Origin of the sequence: Vibrio lamellibrachiae (assembly GCF_050337265.1) — a bacterium.
GTDB classification, from domain to species: domain Bacteria; phylum Pseudomonadota; class Gammaproteobacteria; order Enterobacterales; family Vibrionaceae; genus Vibrio; species Vibrio kyushuensis.
Genome location: NZ_JAKJSU010000008.1, coordinates 318,900 through 336,450 on the forward strand (window position 1 = coordinate 318,900; position 17,551 = coordinate 336,450).

General features: G+C 42.9%; 14 protein-coding genes and 1 pseudogene. 13 read left to right on the plus strand and 2 right to left on the minus strand.

What is annotated here, in order from left to right; translation table 11 throughout:
- The first annotated feature begins 20 nt into the window (after positions 1-20).
- Positions 21-760 (plus strand): annotated as a pseudogene (locus tag L4C54_RS14610) (YggN family protein).
- Between the two features lie 119 nt (positions 761-879).
- Here L4C54_RS14610 and L4C54_RS14615 read toward each other — a convergent pair.
- The gene (locus tag L4C54_RS14615) at positions 880-3,423 is read right to left on the minus strand and encodes an Ig-like domain-containing protein (protein WP_428808758.1); all 2,544 of its coding nucleotides are present in this window, start codon (positions 3,421-3,423) and stop codon (positions 880-882) included.
- 337 nt (positions 3,424-3,760) lie between these two features.
- Between L4C54_RS14615 and L4C54_RS14620 the strand changes: the two genes are divergently transcribed.
- Positions 3,761-5,122, plus strand: a complete 1,362-nt coding sequence (locus tag L4C54_RS14620) for a sodium-dependent transporter (protein WP_428808759.1) — start codon at positions 3,761-3,763, stop codon at positions 5,120-5,122.
- Between the two features lie 81 nt (positions 5,123-5,203).
- Here the strand turns inward: L4C54_RS14620 and L4C54_RS14625 are convergent, their stop codons facing one another.
- Complete coding sequence (locus tag L4C54_RS14625; RefSeq protein WP_428808760.1) at positions 5,204-6,676, minus strand: aminoacyl-histidine dipeptidase; 1,473 nt, start codon at positions 6,674-6,676, stop codon at positions 5,204-5,206.
- A 444-nt stretch (positions 6,677-7,120) separates the two neighbouring features.
- On the opposite strand from L4C54_RS14625, the gene vcdP reads away from it, so the two are divergent.
- The 11 genes from vcdP to ribBA all read left to right on the plus strand — a co-directional run bounded on the left by vcdP (position 7,121) and on the right by ribBA (position 17,550).
- Positions 7,121-7,207: a small protein VcdP gene (vcdP, locus tag L4C54_RS24150; protein WP_489686481.1), complete on the plus strand. Its 87-nt coding sequence runs from the start codon at positions 7,121-7,123 to the stop codon at positions 7,205-7,207.
- Positions 7,208-7,746: 539 nt separating this feature from the next.
- Positions 7,747-9,036 (plus strand): NCS2 family permease, encoded by a 1,290-nt coding sequence (locus L4C54_RS14630; RefSeq protein ID WP_428800941.1) that lies wholly within the window; start codon positions 7,747-7,749, stop codon positions 9,034-9,036.
- A gap of 36 nt (positions 9,037-9,072) precedes the next feature.
- Positions 9,073-9,537: a xanthine phosphoribosyltransferase gene (gene gpt / locus L4C54_RS14635; protein ID WP_428800940.1), complete on the plus strand. Its 465-nt coding sequence runs from the start codon at positions 9,073-9,075 to the stop codon at positions 9,535-9,537.
- A gap of 114 nt (positions 9,538-9,651) precedes the next feature.
- The gene (gene frsA / locus L4C54_RS14640) at positions 9,652-10,893 is read left to right on the plus strand and encodes an esterase FrsA (protein ID WP_428808761.1); all 1,242 of its coding nucleotides are present in this window, start codon (positions 9,652-9,654) and stop codon (positions 10,891-10,893) included.
- Between the two features lie 138 nt (positions 10,894-11,031).
- Complete coding sequence (gene crl, locus L4C54_RS14645; RefSeq protein ID WP_428808762.1) at positions 11,032-11,421, plus strand: sigma factor-binding protein Crl; 390 nt, start codon at positions 11,032-11,034, stop codon at positions 11,419-11,421.
- Between the two features lie 120 nt (positions 11,422-11,541).
- Entirely contained in the window at positions 11,542-12,681 is a 1,140-nt protein-coding gene (gene proB / locus L4C54_RS14650; protein WP_428808763.1) for a glutamate 5-kinase, read from the plus strand.
- 16 nt (positions 12,682-12,697) lie between these two features.
- The gene (locus L4C54_RS14655) at positions 12,698-13,948 is read left to right on the plus strand and encodes a glutamate-5-semialdehyde dehydrogenase (RefSeq protein WP_428808764.1); all 1,251 of its coding nucleotides are present in this window, start codon (positions 12,698-12,700) and stop codon (positions 13,946-13,948) included.
- 112 nt (positions 13,949-14,060) lie between these two features.
- A complete protein-coding gene (gene nrdR, locus L4C54_RS14660) occupies positions 14,061-14,510 on the plus strand; it encodes a transcriptional regulator NrdR (protein ID WP_428800935.1) in 450 nt (149 codons plus the stop codon).
- 11 nt (positions 14,511-14,521) lie between these two features.
- The gene (ribD, locus tag L4C54_RS14665) at positions 14,522-15,652 is read left to right on the plus strand and encodes a bifunctional diaminohydroxyphosphoribosylaminopyrimidine deaminase/5-amino-6-(5-phosphoribosylamino)uracil reductase RibD (protein WP_428808765.1); all 1,131 of its coding nucleotides are present in this window, start codon (positions 14,522-14,524) and stop codon (positions 15,650-15,652) included.
- Positions 15,653-15,685: 33 nt separating this feature from the next.
- A complete protein-coding gene (locus tag L4C54_RS14670) occupies positions 15,686-16,342 on the plus strand; it encodes a riboflavin synthase (RefSeq protein WP_428808766.1) in 657 nt (218 codons plus the stop codon).
- Between the two features lie 95 nt (positions 16,343-16,437).
- Positions 16,438-17,550 carry a bifunctional 3,4-dihydroxy-2-butanone-4-phosphate synthase/GTP cyclohydrolase II gene (gene ribBA / locus L4C54_RS14675; protein ID WP_428808767.1) on the plus strand — a complete coding sequence of 371 codons (1,113 nt, stop codon included), beginning with the start codon at positions 16,438-16,440 and terminating at the stop codon, positions 17,548-17,550.
- Position 17,551 lies beyond the last annotated feature (1 nt).

The window sequence follows — 17,551 nt, forward strand, 5'->3', positions numbered from 1 at the left end:
TGAATTGGATGAATGAAAGTATGAGAAAAAGTGTACTGTTGGTTACTCTGTTGATGAGTCAGGTTGCGTTGGCTGGTCAATGTAAGGTTAATTTGAAAAACGAAATTCATTTGAACAGCGATCAACTCGAAGTTGTTCAAGTGAGTGGTGACACAGCGTCGACACTAACAATGATTTATACATTGCTGGTAAGAAGATAGAACTCGACGAGCAGCAGAAAGCAGCTTTAAAGCAATATCGAGAAGAACTCAGTAGTTATCTTCCTAAAGCAAAGCAAGTCGCAATAGATAGCTTGGCTTTAGCTAATGATATTGTCGATGACATTGCTGAAACGATGGATGCGCCTGAAGCGTTTGAAGAGGTGAAAGCATCAATGAAAACCTTTTTGGCTGATGTTGAGGCTCGCTATTACAAGGACGGGGACTTGGTTCTTCCTGCTAATAGCTTTGATTCGATGACGCAATCATGGAGTGAAGACTTCGAAAAAGCGAAAGAGATCTTTAATACAGAGTTTATATCCAGTGCCTTTAATGCCATGAGTGAAAAGATGCAAGCAGATGGTGGGTTGAATTTAACTGAGTTAGCCGACAGCCTTGCAGAAATCAAAGTAAAAGTAGAGCAACGTATTGAGGCTCATGATCAAGAAGTGCAGAAACAGACGGAAGAGTTTTGTGAGTCACTTGATGACATTGCAGATCAAGAGCAGAAACTGCATCAGAAGATCCCTCAGCTAAAAGACTATCAAGTGTTTACTATTTAACGTGTTACATGCTTGTTTATAGAGATAAAAGCGCCGATATTAATTAATATCGGCGCTTTTCATTTAGATAAATGGTAGCGGTTGAGCTTAATTTTCTCTCTTGTTGCTTCTATCTCTTGTTACTGACCCGCATTCATTTGAGTGAGCTTATCTCCAACGGGGCCTGAGAAATTAAACCCATCATGTTCATCCCAGTTAATTGACCAAGTCATCACCCCTGCGTAGTTAGGGTAGGTAAAGCTTGGTACAACAGTGCCACATCGTGTTCCTTTGGTTAAACAATCTAATGCATCAAGGATGTTCTGCGTAGGTGCTTGCCCTGAGTTTGCAGAGCTTGGGCCTGAAGGTAGACCAATAGCAACCTGATCATCTCTTAATGGCATAAACATCGAACCGTCGGCTAACTCGAACCCTTCAATCAACATTTTTGATTGAGCAACCATCATGTCAATCGAGCCTTCTGGTGCTGCACCTGTCATGTATGGGTTTGGCAAGCCGCCGTTGTTGTAGAGCTGGACATGCAGTAAATCTAATGTGTCTCTCACAACGTCAATGACTGGAATATACGCACCCCAAATACCGCTATAAGCAATCATGCCACCTTGAACGTAAGGGTGTTCTGGTGCCATGGTTAGATACATATCCCCACCAATATTGGCTTCGATTTGCAGTAGAGCTCGACCTAAACGCGCTTGAATTTCTGAACCGTGGAGTAGATTCGAACCACTTTCTAAATCCACATCCAGTCCATCAAATCCCCACTCATTAATAAGACCGGTAAGGCTTGAAACAAAGGCAGTCTCATCTTGGTCGTTATTGAGAGTAATAGTACCTTCAGCACCACCTAGAGATAGAACGAATACTTTGCCTTGAGCTTGAAGGTTAGCCATGTCCTGTTTGAACTGAGCTGGGTCTAGCGCTGCACAGCTACTATGTATATCACCTGAGTAAAGATTGAAGTGAACAGTACCATTACTGTTTCTATCATTTTCAGCAAAGGCAATATCTATGATATCCCAAGCATCAGACATATCCGCCAATCGCATTGGGCAACCGGCACCGTTAACAAAGTTGTGCCAGTAACCAACCAACTTATGTTTCTTCGCTGTTTGCTCTACAACCTTAACCGAAACGGCATCAGAAAGGGCGCTTGAACCACTGCTATCCACTGCTTGAGCGGATACAGTGAAACTACCTATCGCTGTTGGTGTCCAGTTATAGCTATAAGGTGACGTGTTATCACTACCAACGACCGCACCATTAACAAGGAAGTCCACTTTGTCGACAGAACCTGTTAACGAAGTTGCATCGGCGGCGAGTAACGTAGACTTACCAAGGCCAATCGTTTTACCTGCACTTGGCTCAGTCAGAGTGACAACTAAGTCTTGATCGCTAACGGATACAGAGATTACCGCTTCACTGACATTGTTGTCGTTGTCAGTCGCTAGTGCCTTAATGGTATTAGCACCGACTAAAGTAGCTGACCATTGGGTTGTGAATGGCGGCTGAGATAGAACAGCTAAACTGACGTCATTAGCGAATATTTCAACTTGAGATACTGTTCCATCTGGGTCTGTCGCATCAACATTAATGTCGATGAGAGAACCAGCTAGTACAACCTGATTATCTTTTGGTGAAGTAATTGTAACCGTAGGTGGAGTGCTACACGTTCCTAATCCCGTCCACGCTTCTTGCCAATACTCTCCTTTACCAGGTTCATAAGCCCAAGCTGAGCTAGAAGAACACCAACCTGCTATATCACATTGGAATTTTTGATTTAGGTTATGAACGAGATCACCTGCAGCGTAGTTAGTCCCTGCTACATATGGCACCGCATCTTCGCAGCCGCCAGAACTTGCAGAAGAAACTACGAGTGATACTTCTTGGCTTGATGTTGACTGTCCATCGTTATCTGTTGCTTTGGCTTTAAAAGAATACGTCCCAGCTTGTGAGGTCCAAGTGTATTGATACGGTTCACTGGTACTTGTTGCTACGACTTGGTTGTTGATATAGAAATCGACTTTATCGACAACACCGTCTGAATCAGCTGCATTTGCTGAAACAATGAGAGCGTCACCTGCCGTGAGCTTCTCACTACCAGTAGGGCTTGTGAGTTCAACGGTTGGTGGAATTAAGTCTCCAGATGATGTCACTGAAATCGCAACTTGGCTTGATTGGCTAGCTCCTTCATTATCGGTAGCGACAGCCTTTATTGAGGTGGTATTAAGTACTGCTGTCCAATTCATCTCATAAGGAGCTTGTGTATCGACACCTAAGCTCATGTTGTTAGCGAAAAACTCGACGTTATCGATACTACCATCGTCATCGCTTGCTGTTGCTTGGATTGAAATAACAGATCCTTCTGACATTACGGCATTGTTTAACGGCGACGTGAGAGAGACTTGAGGAGGAATATTTCCACCACCCGAATCACATGTCCCGAGTAATTCCCATGCATCCCATGGTCCAGATGCAGTTACAGGATCATTACCCTGAGTCCAGTAGCGGGCAGAGTAGGCACTAGATGATTGCTGCACCTTATCTCCGGAGGTATAAACAGCAGTGCTGTCCCAATTCAGGGTATTGCTACAGTCATATGCCAATGCGGGTGCACTAACGGCACAACTGGCAATAACAATTCCTTTTACAAGCTTTGAGAGCATTTCCTTCTCCTTGTCTCATTTTTAATACTCACATTAACTTTTAGACGAATATTGAGGGTTTGCTCGTTAGCTGTATGAATTAATGAAATTATTCAGCGCACTTCACCAATGTTGTGGAAGGGAGTTAGTCATTACATTATTTGTTCGGCTGACTTCACGAAGTGGTTGGCTTGATAATCTGGTCGGTTGTTTCTACTGATGTACTGCTATGTGTACAGTTAGGTTGACTGGAGATTAGCGATAATCCGTATGAAAATCATGCTCTGATATTGTTTTGTTAGTCATTTATCAATATTGTACTAGCACACTAGTTTATTGATGCATTGTAAAGGGTCATATGTCAGCGCAAACTTCGTCGCAACGCGAGCATTTTAGCTCCCGTATAGGATTTATTCTTGCAGCCGCCGGCGCTGCAGTTGGTCTTGGTAATATTTGGGGATTTCCTACTCAAGTAGCGAGTAACGGTGGTGGTGCCTTCTTACTTGTCTACCTATTGATGATTCTTATCGTCGCCTTTCCAATGTTGGTGGTTGAACTGGCAATTGGTCGAGCAGGACAAGCAAACCCTGTTGATAGTATGCGTTCACTAACCAGTAATCCTTTCGCAAAGAAACTTGGTGGAAGCATCGGTTGGCTAGGGTTAACGGTTCCATGTGCTGTACTGGCTTTTTATAGCGTGGTTGGTGGGTGGTTAATTTGTTTCCTTTTGGGGGCTATTACTGACTTGCTTGGAATGGAAGCAGCGACTGCTTGGTTTAAAGGCTTTAGCGTCGAACGTAACTTATTCGGAACCATTGTCTTCTACGTGTTAACTATCTTAATCGTTCAAGGTGGAGTGAAGCAGGGCATTGAAAAATGGTCTCGACGACTGATGCCTGCGTTGCTTGTTCTATTTTTGCTATTGTTTGCTTATATCATGATGCAAACAGGCGCAATGGAGGGACTGAAACACTATTTGGTTCCCGATTTTGAAAAGCTATTGGATAGAAAACTGATCTTAGCGGCCATGGGGCAGGGCTTCTTCTCGTTAACGATTGGTGGCTGTTCGATGCTGATTTACGGCTCTTACCTAAGTAAGAAAGAGAACCTACCGAAAATGGCGATGAACGTGACTCTGGTAGATACGGGCGTTGCCTTCATTGCCGGATTAGTCGTTATGCCTGCGATGTTTGTTGCGATGCAAAAAGGCGTTCAAATTTACGCAGAAGATGGCTCTTTGCTCAATTCTGACACGCTTGTTTTTACCGTATTGCCATTGATGTTTGATAGCTTGGGCTTCTTAGGCCAGTTATTTGCTGTTGTATTCTTTCTGCTGCTGACGATTGCAGCGCTTACGTCTTCAATTTCGATGCTTGAATGCCCGGTTGCGCTAGTGGGTGAACGCTTTAATACTCCCCGTACGGCAACGAGCTGGTTTCTTGGTGGTTTAATCGCGTTAGCAAGTGTGATTATAGTATTTAACTTTGGCACGTTGTTTGGATTGGTGGCGATGGTTGCTACGCAATATATGCAGCCATTTGCAGCACTGTTGTTTTGTCTATTTGGCGGTTGGGTATGGAGCCGCAACGGCAAAATAAAAGAGATTGAACAAGGTTGCCCTGAATTTACTCAAGGTTGGTTTGGGAAGCTATGGCCAACCTATATTAAGTTCGTTTGTCCTACCTTAGTCGCTGCGGTTATTTGGGCATCATTTGGTTAAGCCAGTACGAGTTAATTAGGTTTGAACAAAAAAGCCGAGTCATTAGACTCGGCTTTTAATTTTGAAGTAGAAAGCAGGAAGTTACGCTTTTTCTGGAATAGCTTCTAGCAAGGCAACCATTTGTTGCCAATACAGTGCAACGGTATCAATTTTCACTTTTTCATCAGGAGAGTGAGGGAACTTGATGGTTGGACCGAAAGAAACCATATCCATATTAGGGTAAGGTTCTTTGAACAAGCCACATTCTAGTCCCGCGTGAATAACCATGATGTTTGGCTTGTTGCCGTAGATACCTTCGTACATATCACGGAAAATCGCCATGATTTCTGAATTAGCATCTGGCTTCCAACCTGGGTATGCGCCAGAAAATGCCATATTCGCACCAGCAAGTTCAGCAACAGAGTTCAGCATGCCTTCAACTTGGCTACGGCCAGAATCAATCAAAGAACGAATCAAGCATAATACAGTGATGCTGTTCTCTTCTGTTGTAATGACACCCACGTTCAGTGAGGTTTCTACAACACCTTCAATTTCGTCACTCATGCGAATCACGCCGTTAGGGCAAGCATTCAGAGCTGCAACAAAACGCGCTTGAGAAGCTGGATCGATAACACCCTGACTTACGATTACTTCTTCATTGAAGGTAACGATTCCGTCTTCTGTTTTGCCAAGTTCAGCCGTTAGAAGCTCTGTGAAGTAGCTATATAGCGAATCCAGTTTTTCTTGGTTTTCTTTAGGTACAGCGACAGTTACAAAACCTTCGCGAGGAATTGCGTTACGTAGACTACCACCTTTAAATTCAACTAAGCGTAAGTCTAACTCTTTTGCGTGGCCAGAAAGAAAACGAGCAAGCAGCTTGTTCGCGTTGGCACGGCCAGTGTGGATGTCACAACCTGAGTGACCGCCTTTAAGACCTTTAAGAATGAGTTTACGAGTTACATAGTTTTTAGGGATATCTTCACGAACAATATCAAACGTCATTGAGCCGTCGATGCCGCCAGCGCAACCCATGTAGACTTCGCCTTCTTGCTCAGAATCCGTGTTAAGAAGAATGTCACCTTCTAGCCAACCAGCTTCTAAGCCAAAAGCGCCTGTCATTCCCGCTTCTTCATCAACAGTAAGTAGTACTTCCAGTGGACCGTGCTTAAGCTCATTTGAAGCCAAGACTGCCAAGCATGAAGCCATACCCATACCGTTATCTGCACCTAGGGTTGTACCTTTAGCGGTAACCCACTCGCCATCGATATACGGTTGAATTGGATCCGTTTCAAAGTTGTGATCGGTATCTTCATTCTTCTGTGGCACCATATCGATATGAGCCTGTAGAACAACACCTTTGCGATTTTCCATACCCGCTGTCGCTGGCTTTTTAATAAACACATTTCCCGTTGGATCTCTACGCACATCCAGACCTTCAGCTTTAGCCCAATTAATGATGTATTGAGCGAGCTCTTCTTCATGCTTAGAAGGGTGTGGAATAGAACAGATTTTATCGAAAAACTGCCAAATAGACGAAGGTGATAAGTTGCTAATTTCAGAGTGGAATTCAGACACGGATAACTCCTAATTTATTAATTTGCCACATCTTAACGATGAAAAACCCATATTATAAAGATGGATTAACTGGATGCGGGCTGTGGTGTAGTGGATCACAGCATACCACTCACTACACGAGGGGTGTAGCTTATCCTGTAATGAAATTGTTCACGGCCGTCACAGAATATAAACATTAAATCTAACTCATATACGGTTCTACACAGGGGTGTTAATTTGGCCATTGATGGTTGTGTAATTTAATTACACAAAATGTATGTCATTCATTGATTCTTTAATGTTTTGTGATTTAAATCACTATTTACTTGTAATTAAATTTCATGGTGATATATTAGTCACATCTTCAGTAATGAAGAAGAAATGCTCAAAGGATGAGTCCGTTAATCGCCTCCAAGGAACTGAGAATCAAACTGTATTTTTTTAATTGATTTTAAGGTGATAGTTATGAAAGGTTTACCATCTGCAATGTTCTGGACTAACAGCAATGTTTACACTAGCGACTTTGTATACCCAATTAGCTTTGGTTATTAATAACTAGGTTATTAGCAATCAAGGTTATCACAACTGACTATTCTCAATAGTTGAGTTGGTAACAGCGAAAGCGTGTTATTTGAACAATTTGTTCACCCCTATTTATTGGAATTTTTTTACAGCTACTTAGCTGAGATGATTCAACCGCCACTCCATTTGAGTGGCGTTTTTTTATCTATAAAAAGCCAACTGATTAATCATTCGCCACTAACGTTTAGTTTCTATATTTAGAACAATTCTTTAACGTCTATTCATCGTAGTTCATACTTTGAAGTCCTGTTTCCCCATGAATCCTTATGAAAGTTTAGAACATGGTTTAAAAAAACATCATGACCTTAAATTTTATCCCACTATCTTATTGATTGAAATTAAAGGGTTTATCTTGTTTTTCTATTGAAATTCGTCCTGAATTTTCTTCTCGTACCCAGTAATTATTCATTAGAGTCATAATTCTATCTGGAATTTGTTAATTGATAACTCTATAATTCAGGCCAATCGATTACGCAACCGTTTACTTTTTACCCTCATAGGATCCGATCATGCTCGAAAGGCTATTTAAACTCAGTGAACACGGCACGAACGTGAAGACTGAGGTCATTGCAGGTGTTACTACATTCCTAACAATGGCTTATATAATTTTTGTTAACCCAGCAATGTTGTCTGATGCAGGCATGGATCACGGGGCAGTCTTTGTAGCGACGTGTCTTGCTGCTGCAATTGGTTGTTTCATTATGGGCTTTATTGCTAACTACCCAATTGCTCAAGCACCAGGTATGGGTTTGAATGCCTTCTTTACCTACGGTGTTGTTTTGGGTATGGGACATACATGGCAGGTTGCGTTAGCTGCTGTATTTGTTTCTGGTGTGCTGTTCATTCTTTTAAGTATCTTCAAGATACGTGAGTGGATCATCAACTCTATACCAATGTCTCTGCGTACAGGCATCTCAGCAGGTATTGGTCTATTCTTGGCGCTTGTTGGTCTTAAAAATGCTGGCATCGTTGTTGGTAATCCAGTAACGCTAGTGACTATGGGTGATATCACGTCACTTTCTTCTGTTTTAGCCGCTATCGGTTTCTTCATTACGATTGCATTGGTGCATCGCGGCCTAAAAGGCGCGGTAATGATTGCTATTCTAGTGGTCACTGCGCTAGGTCTTGTATTTGGTGATGTTCAATGGGGCGGTATCATGTCTGCGCCACCAAGCATCGCACCTACCTTCATGCAGCTTGATTTCTCGGCAGTATTTGAAATCGGTATGATTTCAGTTGTCTTCGCTTTTCTATTCGTTGATTTATTCGACACAGCTGGCACGTTAGTTGGTGTTGCTCAAAAAGCAGATTTAATTGGTAAAGACGGTAAGATTCCTCGTTTAAACCGTGCACTTCTTGCTGACTCTACAGCAACCTCTGCTGGTGCGCTTCTAGGTACATCTAACACAACTTCTTACATTGAAAGTGTTGCAGGTGTAGCAGCTGGTGGTCGTACAGGATTAACTGCGGTTGTTGTTGGCATTTTGTTCCTTCTTGCATTATTCTTCTCGCCACTTGCTGGTATGATCCCAGCCTACGCGACGACAGGTGCGCTATTTTATGTTGCGATCCTAATGCTTTCTGGTTTAGTGAGCATTGATTGGCGCGACCTAACAGAAGCGGCTCCAGTGGTTGTAACATGTTTACTAATGCCACTGACTTTCTCAATTGCAGAAGGTATCGCACTTGGCTTTATTAGCTACGCAGCGATTAAGCTATTAAGTGGTAAAGGACGTGATGTTTCACTCAGTGTTTGGGTTATGTCAGCCATCTTTATCATTAAGTACATCGTAGAATAAACAAATTCATATTTTTCAAATTATTAGGTTTATACAATGAGCAATAAATTCATTATCACTTGGGACAACATGCAAGCATACTGCCGTCAATTAGCTGAAAAGCAAATGCCAGCAGAACAATGGAAAGGTATCCTAGGTGTTAGCCGTGGCGGTCTTGTTCCCGCTGCAATCTTAGCTCGTGAACTTGGTATTCGTTACGTAGATACAATTTGTATCTCTAGCTACGATCATGATCACCAGCGTGACATGACGGTTGTTAAAGCACCTGAAGGTGACGGCGAAGGCTTTCTAATTGTAGAAGACTTGGTAGACAGTGGTGATACAGCGCGTAAGCTTCGTGAAATGTACCCGAAAGCTAAACTCATTGCTGTATGTGCTAAACCTTCTGGCGTTGATCTGCTTGATGATTACGTTGTTGATATTGCTCAAGATACATGGATTGAACAACCGTGGGATACGGCGCTTCAATTTGCTGAGCCTATTAATCGCAAGCAAAAATAATAGCTTCTTAGCGTAAAATAATTGCTTCTTAGCGTGAATAGTGAAAAATGACCCTCTTATGGGTCATTTTTTTTACCCCTTATAAACGTCTAAAGCTGCCCATTAGGAATCAATATGTCAGATCAAAGCGATAAGAACTTGTCTGAAACTCTTTTTGTTAAAAACAAGCAAGCGAAAGAAACGTCAGCACTTACCCAATACATGCCGAGTAACAAACCTTTTTTGGATGAAAAAATCAATACAGGATCTTGGTATCGAAACCTGCGCCGCATGCAGTGGGCTTGGCAAGGCGTTGATCCTATTGAGCAAGAAGCAGTTTTGGCAAGAATTGCGTCTTCAGAGCATTCTCGTACCCATGATCATTGGCTAGATACTGTCATCGGGTTTCGCAGCGGTAACTGGGCTTATGAGTGGGGCAAGCTTGGTACAGAGCACCAAAAGCGCGGCAAAGCTTTAGATGGGGATGAAGGGGCTGAAGAGCTATTTACGGCTTCGTTGTGCTTTAGCATCGCGGGTTACCCACATTTGAAAAATGATAACCTATCACTTCAAGCTCAAGTTCAAGCTAATGCGGCTTACACGGAAGCGGCTGAAAAAAGTAAGTTTGTCGTAAAGCGTCTTCAAATTCCTTACGGGAAAAGAAAGATCACTGCGAACTTACACGCGACCAATACGCTTCAACCACAGCCTGTGGTTATTGTTAGTGCAGGGCTTGATACATTACAAACGGATATGTGGCGACTGTTTCGAGACCATCTAGCACCAAAAAACATAGCAATGTTGACGGTTGATATGCCTTCCGTTGGGCAAAATAGTTACTGGCCTTTGAGCGAAGATACCTCTTGCCTTCATCAGGCCGTACTAGATGAGTTGCCAAATATCCCGTGGGTTGATCACTATAAAGTCGGCCTTTTAGGGTTCAGATTTGGTGGTAATGCAATGGTGCGTCTTTCATTCTTAGAGCAAAACAAGATCAAAGCGTGTGTTTCAATGGGCGCGCCAATCCACGATCTTTTGGCTTCACCAAAGAAACTACAGAATATGTCTAAGATGTACTTGGACCTACTGGCGTGCAGGATTGGTAAGTCGATTGTCGATGTAGGGAGCTTATCTGGTCAATTAATGGCGTGGTCTCTGAAGGTTCAAGGTGTGGTGTCGAGCCGAAAAACTAAAGTGCCTATTTTGGCAATGAGCCTCGATGGTGATCCGGTGTCTCCACATTCAGATAATCAACTAGTAGCACTATATAGCCAATATGGAAAGGCTCGGAAAATAAATAATAAAATAATTTCAGAAGGATATGAGCAATCCCTCGCTTTAGCTATAAAATGGATGGAAGACGAACTATATAGATGACATTTCCCCGTTATTAGTTAAGCATAATATATATGGTTGAAAATTAACCACATAACAAGAAGTGACAATAGTAAGTCAATAACTATAAATCACACTTAATAAAAATATTATCGCTAATTATTTAATGGAGTAACTCATATGGCTGAAGTGACAAAGTTGCCAACTCATTACCGCTTATTAAGTACATTAAAAGCTGTCGGACCGTACCTTCGAGAGATGCAATGCAGTGAAGGTAATTATTTATTTGATTGTTTGTCTGCGTGTGTCAATGACAAGAAATCTCCGGAAGAGCGTGAATTTTGGGGTTGGTGGCTTGAGCTTGAGCAAGATCAGCAGGGATTTAAAGCAAATTACTTTGTTGGACGATACAACCTGGAAGGTAACTGGGACGCTGTTTCTGTCCCTAAGAAGGCGATTGCCGAAGTAAACCGAACGCAAGATGATTTTCATAATAAGCTGACCAAGACTTTAGAAGAGAAATTTCAAATGACGGTGGAACTTCATAAAGAGTCCGTCGAATTCGTATAATTCAGCTCAATTCCCTCTACTTTATATAAAAAGGTGCTTTAAGCACCTTTTTCACTTGTTAAATTCAGCGTTGATTGTTAAAACATCAGCTCTTATACGTAATTCTTATCAAAAAGTATCATGACAACGAATCAACATAGCGGAACCTCAGCTCAACCAAAAACGGTGGTTGTTAAACTGGGCACTAGTGTACTCACAGGTGGAACCCAAGCTCTTGATAGAGCTCACATGGTCGAACTTGTGCGTCAATGTGCTGAGTTAAAAAAACTCGGCCATTCAATTGTAATGGTTTCTTCTGGCGCAATAGCTGCCGGACGCGAGCACTTAGGTTACCCCGCACTCCCCAACGCAATGTCTAGCAAGCAGCTTCTAGCCGCAGTAGGACAAAGCCAATTAATTCAAGTTTGGGAGTCGTTGTTTGCTATCTATGGTATGAAAATAGGTCAAATGCTACTAACACGCGCTGATTTAGATGATCGTGAACGCTTTTTGAATGCTCGAGATACGATTAATGCTTTGGTTGATAATGACATCATTCCCGTAGTTAACGAGAATGATGCAGTCGCAACCAGTGAAATCAAAGTGGGTGATAACGATAATTTGTCCGCCTTAGTTGGCATCTTATGTGGCGCAGATAAACTGCTATTGCTCACCGATCAGAAAGGGTTGTTTACCGCTGATCCACGCAAAGATCCCAATGCTGAATTAATCAAAGAAGTTCGTACCATTGATGCCACTCTTCGCAAAATTGCAGGTGGAAGTGGCACGACGCTTGGTACTGGCGGTATGGCTACAAAACTACAAGCGGCGGATATCGCAAGACGTGCCGGGATTGAAGTTATTATTGCAGCGGGCAGTGCTGAAAATGTTATCTTTGACTCGATCAGCGATGTACCGCAAGGCACCCGATTCTTACCATTGGCTGAGTCATTGGAAAACCGGAAACGTTGGATTTTAGCTGGTCCCGCGGCGGCTGGTGATATTGTGGTTGATGATGGAGCGATGCGCGCTGTCGTCACGAAAGGAAGCAGTTTACTTGCAAAGGGTGTGACTAAAGTTCACGGCGAATTTGCGCGAGGCGAGGTGGCTCGTATCGTAGATACTCATGGTAATTTAATCGCTCGCGGTATTACGAGTTACTCAAGCCAAGACTTGGCGCGTATTGCTGGTAAACACAGTAAAGACATTATTTCTATTCTTGGCTATGACTACGGCTCAGAAGTGATCCATCGCGATGATCTTGTTGTCATCCAAGAATAAAAGAGAGGAATTTAAAGTGGATTTAAACAATATGGGGCAAGCGGCTAAAGAAGCGGCTTTTCACCTCGCAACAGCGTCAACGTCTCAGAAAAATCAAGCACTAGCGATTATTGCTAATGAGCTAGAAGCGAACACGGATACCATTTTAGCGGCGAATGAAAAAGACATTCAATTGGGTCGAGAGGCAGGCTTAACAGATGCGTTATTGGATCGCTTATTGCTCAATGAAGAGCGCTTAGTTGGTATTGCGAATGATGTCCGTAACGTTATCAGCTTAGACGATCCTGTTGGCAGTGAGATAGACAGTAAAATGCTAGAAAATGGCATGTCGCTGTCTCGTCGTCGAGTACCACTTGGCGTGGTTGGTGTTATCTATGAAGCTCGCCCAAATGTGACCATCGATATTGCGGCTCTTTGTTTGAAAACGGGTAATGCAAGTATTCTACGTGGTGGAAAAGAGACGTTCTTCTCTAACATGGAGCTCGTGAAAGTGATTCAATCTGCTCTAGAAAAAGCATCACTTCCAGCGGCTTCAGTACAGTACATTGAAAAGCCAGACCGAGAGCTTGTCTCTCAACTGCTTAAACTTGATGATTATGTTGATATGATCATTCCACGTGGTGGTGCGGGTTTGCACAAAATGTGTAAAGAGAACAGCACAATCCCTGTGATTATTGGTGGTTTTGGTATTAGTCATATTTTTGTAGACGAAAGCGCTGACCTTGATAAGTCATTGAATGTTGTTGAAAACTCGAAAGTTCAGCGTCCATCGGCTTGTAACTCTTTAGATACGCTATTGGTTCATAAAGCGGTAGCAAAAGAATTCCTAGCGAAAGCGGCACAACGTATGAGTGAGCAGGTGACATTTGTAGCAGACCCAAGTGCAAAAGCACTATTGAATGGTGCTGACAATGTTCGCGATGCTGAGCAAGGTGATTTCGATACCGAGTGGCTGAGTTATACACTAGGCGTGAAAGTGGTTGAAGACGTTCAAGAAGCGATTGTTCATATGCGTGTGCATAACGCCAGTCACTCAGACGCAATCATGACTAACAGCCTACAAAACTCAGAAGTCTTTATTAACTCAGTGGGTTCGGCCGCAGTTTATGTTAACGCATCAACACGCTTTACTGACGGTGCACAGTTTGGTTTAGGCGCAGAAGTTGCTGTCTCTACGCAAAAACTGCATGCTCGTGGACCAATGGGGCTTGAAGAGCTAACCAGCTATAAGTGGGTTGGCAAAGCGAACTATTTAGCTCGACCATAATACGAGCTTGAAGTAACACAGACATTTGGAATTATAAAGGGGCGTTACGCCCCTTTTACTTTTCTTCATAAGAGTAATTCCGTTACACTGTGGGTAATTACTTGGAGGTAATATGCATTGTCCTTTCTGTTCTGAGAACGACACAAAAGTTATTGATTCTAGATTAGTTGCTGATGGTCATCAGGTACGTCGTCGCCGCCAGTGCTTAGCATGTAGCGAACGTTTCACTACATTTGAAACCGCTGAACTAGTGATGCCAAAAGTCATTAAAACCAATGGCAATCGAGAACCATTTAATGAAGATAAAATGGTGGGAGGTTTTCAGCGTGCATTAGAGAAACGCCCAGTGAGTGCCGATTCTATTGAGCTTGCAATCAGCATGATTAAATCTCAACTTCGTGCAACTGGTGAGCGTGAAGTACCAAGCGATATGATCGGTAATCTCGTAATGGATCAGCTTAAAGACCTCGATAAGGTCGCTTATATCCGCTTTGCTTCTGTGTATCGAAGTTTTGAAGACATTCGCGAGTTTGGCGAAGAAATTGCTAAGTTAGAAGATTAAGTTCGCCCATTATGTCTCGATTTTCCAAATTTGATTTTCAAATGATGTCCCGTGCCATTACGTTGGCAAAAAAGGGCATCTATACCACTGCACCAAACCCTAATGTTGGCTGCGTTATTGTTCGACATGGCGAAACTGAGCATGACACTACAATCGTTGGTGAAGGTTTTCACGAAAGAGCAGGTCAACCTCACGCTGAAGTGCATGCGCTTCGTATGGCCGGTGAGCAATCAATTGGCGCGACCGCGTATGTAACTTTAGAACCATGCTCGCATTATGGTCGCACCCCACCTTGTGCTGAAGGCTTAATCAATGCCAAAGTCACGCGTGTTGTTTGTGCAATGCAAGACCCTAATCCCAAAGTTGCCGGACGTGGCATTGCTATGCTCCGTGAAGCGGGGATTCAAGTTGATGTAGGGTTATTAGAAGCCGATGCCAAAGCTCTCAATCCGGCGTTTATTAAGCGAATGCAAACAGGGCTTCCGTTTGTACAACTAAAAATGGCGGCGAGCTTAGACGGCCAAACAGCATTAAGTAACGGTGTTAGTCAGTGGATAACGTCTCCCCAATCTAGACAAGACGTTCAAGCCTATCGTGCGAAATCTTGTGCAATATTATCCACCAGTAAAACGGTTATTGATGACAATGCTTCACTGAATGTTCGCTGGAATGATTTGCCTAAAACTCTTCAATCAAATTACGAAGAGGCGCAATTACGCCAACCAGTTCGTGTCATTCTCGATCGACAACAAAGACTGTCTGGTGATCTCAAACTGTTTAATACCGCAGGTCCGATACTGACAGTTTCTCCCAATGGAGAGGTAGCTGCAGAAACAAACGCTCAGGGTCTGGTTGATCTCACTAAAGCGTTTAAACAACTGGTCGATTCACACAATATTAACCATTTGTGGGTTGAGGCTGGCGCTACCTTAGCTAAATCACTGCTTGAAGCTGAGCTTGTCGATGAGTTAGTGCTATATTTAGCACCTAAATTAATGGGTAGTGATGGTCGTGGTCTGTTTGGTGCTCTCGGACTAGAGTTGATGAACGAGACTCATGACTTATCCATTCAAGACTTACGTCTCGTTGGGCCTGATATTAGAATCGTCGCTACTATTAATAAAAACAGTAGAACTCGATAAACCTAGCCACACTTATTAAGAAAGAAAAATAGTATGTTTACAGGAATAGTAGAAACAGTCGGCACGTTAGCTGCGATTACTCCAAAAGGCGAAGATATCAGTGTCACCGTGAATGTCGGTAAACTCGATATGTCAGATGTGAATCTTGGTGACAGTATCGCGACAAATGGCGTATGCCTAACCGTGGTTGATTTTAATCAGTCCAGTTACACAGCCGATCTTTCGTTAGAAACGCTCAATAAGACAGGTTTCACAGACTACCAAGCCGGTGACAAAGTCAACCTTGAAAAAGCAATGCTGCCAACCACTCGTTTTGGCGGTCACATTGTCTCAGGGCACGTTGATGGTGTTGGTATAATTGTAGAGCGTCACCAAGTTGGTCGTGCTATCGAGTTTTGGGTTGAAATGCCCGCGGAGCTGTCTAAATACGTAGCTGAAAAAGGGTCAATCACTGTCGACGGAATTAGCTTGACGGTAAACGATTTACGCAAAAATGCCTTCAAACTCACCATCGTTCCACATACGGGTGAAGAGACGACGATCAATAGTTTTCAAGTGGGCCGTAAAGTAAACTTGGAAGTGGATGTTCTAGCTCGTTATATGGAAAGGCTTCTTCAAGGTCAGAAAGAAGAGGCTGAGCCTAAATCTCGTTTAAGTATGGAATTTTTACAGCAAAATGGTTTTGCCTAACGAGCTTTCTCAATTAATAAAAAACGTTTAAAACCGTTAGTCATGATCGAAACAGCATTCACGATCAAAAGAGTATAAAAATAAAGGAATTAAGCATGTCAATTAGCACTCCACAAGAAATTATTGAAGATATTCGCCTTGGTAAAATGGTGATTCTCATGGACGATGAAGATCGTGAGAATGAGGGTGATCTAATCATGGCTGCAGAACACATTACGCCTGAAGCGATTAACTTTATGGCGACTCATGGTCGTGGACTTATCTGTTTAACCATGACCAAAGAGCGTTGTGAGCGACTAGGTCTTCCGCCGATGGTGCAAGACAATAATGCTCAGTACACCACGAATTTTACAGTGTCTATTGAAGCCGCTGACGGTGTAACGACTGGTATTTCAGCTTCTGATCGAGCTGTTACAGTTCAAGCAGCAGTTGCGAAAGAGGCAAAAGCTGCTGATCTCGTTCAGCCCGGTCATATCTTTCCTTTAACCGCTCAAGAGGGTGGTGTGTTAACTCGTGCTGGTCATACCGAAGCCGGTTGTGATTTAGGTCGATTAGCCGGGCTTGAACCTGCATCAGTCATTGTTGAGATCCTTAACGATGATGGCACTATGGCTCGTCGCCCAGACTTGGAAGTCTTCTCTAAAAAGCATGATGTAAAGCTTGGCACAATTGCCGATCTTATTGAATACCGAAACAATACAGAGACAACCATCGAGCGTGTTGCACAATGTAAATTGCCAACGGAATTTGGTGATTTTGAATTAGTCACGTTTAGAGACACCATTGATAATCAAATTCACCATGCGATGGTGAAAGGTTCTGTGGATGCTGATAAAGCACCGTTAGTTCGTGTTCATTTGCATGATACGTTCACTGACTTACTGCACTCTGACCGTGGAACTGAACGTAGCTGGACTTTAGATTCGGCAATGAAGAAAATCGGTTCAGAAGGCGGTGTATTAATTATTCTTGGCAATGAAGAGTCGACCGAAACACTTATTCATAAAGTTAAGGTATTCGAAGCCCAAGATAAAGGCGAAGCGCCAACGATGGCGAAGAAGCAAGGTACATCACGTCGTGTTGGTGTAGGGTCACAAATTCTCGCTGATCTTGGTGTGACAGATATGCGTTTATTGTCTTCTAGCTCAAAACGTTACCATGCTCTTGGTGGTTTTGGTCTAAATGTGATTGAATACGTATGTGAATAAA

Excerpts from the sequence above, each read along its gene's own strand:
- L4C54_RS14615 (WP_428808758.1), bottom strand. The coding sequence starts at position 3,423 with ATGCTCTCAAAGCTTGTAAAAGGAATTGTTATTGCCAGTTGTGCCGTT.
- L4C54_RS14620 (WP_428808759.1), top strand. The coding sequence starts at position 3,761 with ATGTCAGCGCAAACTTCGTCGCAACGCGAGCATTTTAGCTCCCGTATA.
- vcdP (WP_489686481.1), top strand. The coding sequence starts at position 7,121 with ATGAAAGGTTTACCATCTGCAATGTTCTGGACTAACAGCAATGTTTAC.
- L4C54_RS14630 (WP_428800941.1), top strand. The coding sequence starts at position 7,747 with ATGCTCGAAAGGCTATTTAAACTCAGTGAACACGGCACGAACGTGAAG.
- gpt (WP_428800940.1), top strand. The coding sequence starts at position 9,073 with ATGAGCAATAAATTCATTATCACTTGGGACAACATGCAAGCATACTGC.
- frsA (WP_428808761.1), top strand. The coding sequence starts at position 9,652 with ATGTCAGATCAAAGCGATAAGAACTTGTCTGAAACTCTTTTTGTTAAA.
- crl (WP_428808762.1), top strand. The coding sequence starts at position 11,032 with ATGGCTGAAGTGACAAAGTTGCCAACTCATTACCGCTTATTAAGTACA.
- proB (WP_428808763.1), top strand. The coding sequence starts at position 11,542 with ATGACAACGAATCAACATAGCGGAACCTCAGCTCAACCAAAAACGGTG.
- nrdR (WP_428800935.1), top strand. The coding sequence starts at position 14,061 with ATGCATTGTCCTTTCTGTTCTGAGAACGACACAAAAGTTATTGATTCT.
- ribD (WP_428808765.1), top strand. The coding sequence starts at position 14,522 with ATGTCTCGATTTTCCAAATTTGATTTTCAAATGATGTCCCGTGCCATT.
- L4C54_RS14670 (WP_428808766.1), top strand. The coding sequence starts at position 15,686 with ATGTTTACAGGAATAGTAGAAACAGTCGGCACGTTAGCTGCGATTACT.
- ribBA (WP_428808767.1), top strand. The coding sequence starts at position 16,438 with ATGTCAATTAGCACTCCACAAGAAATTATTGAAGATATTCGCCTTGGT.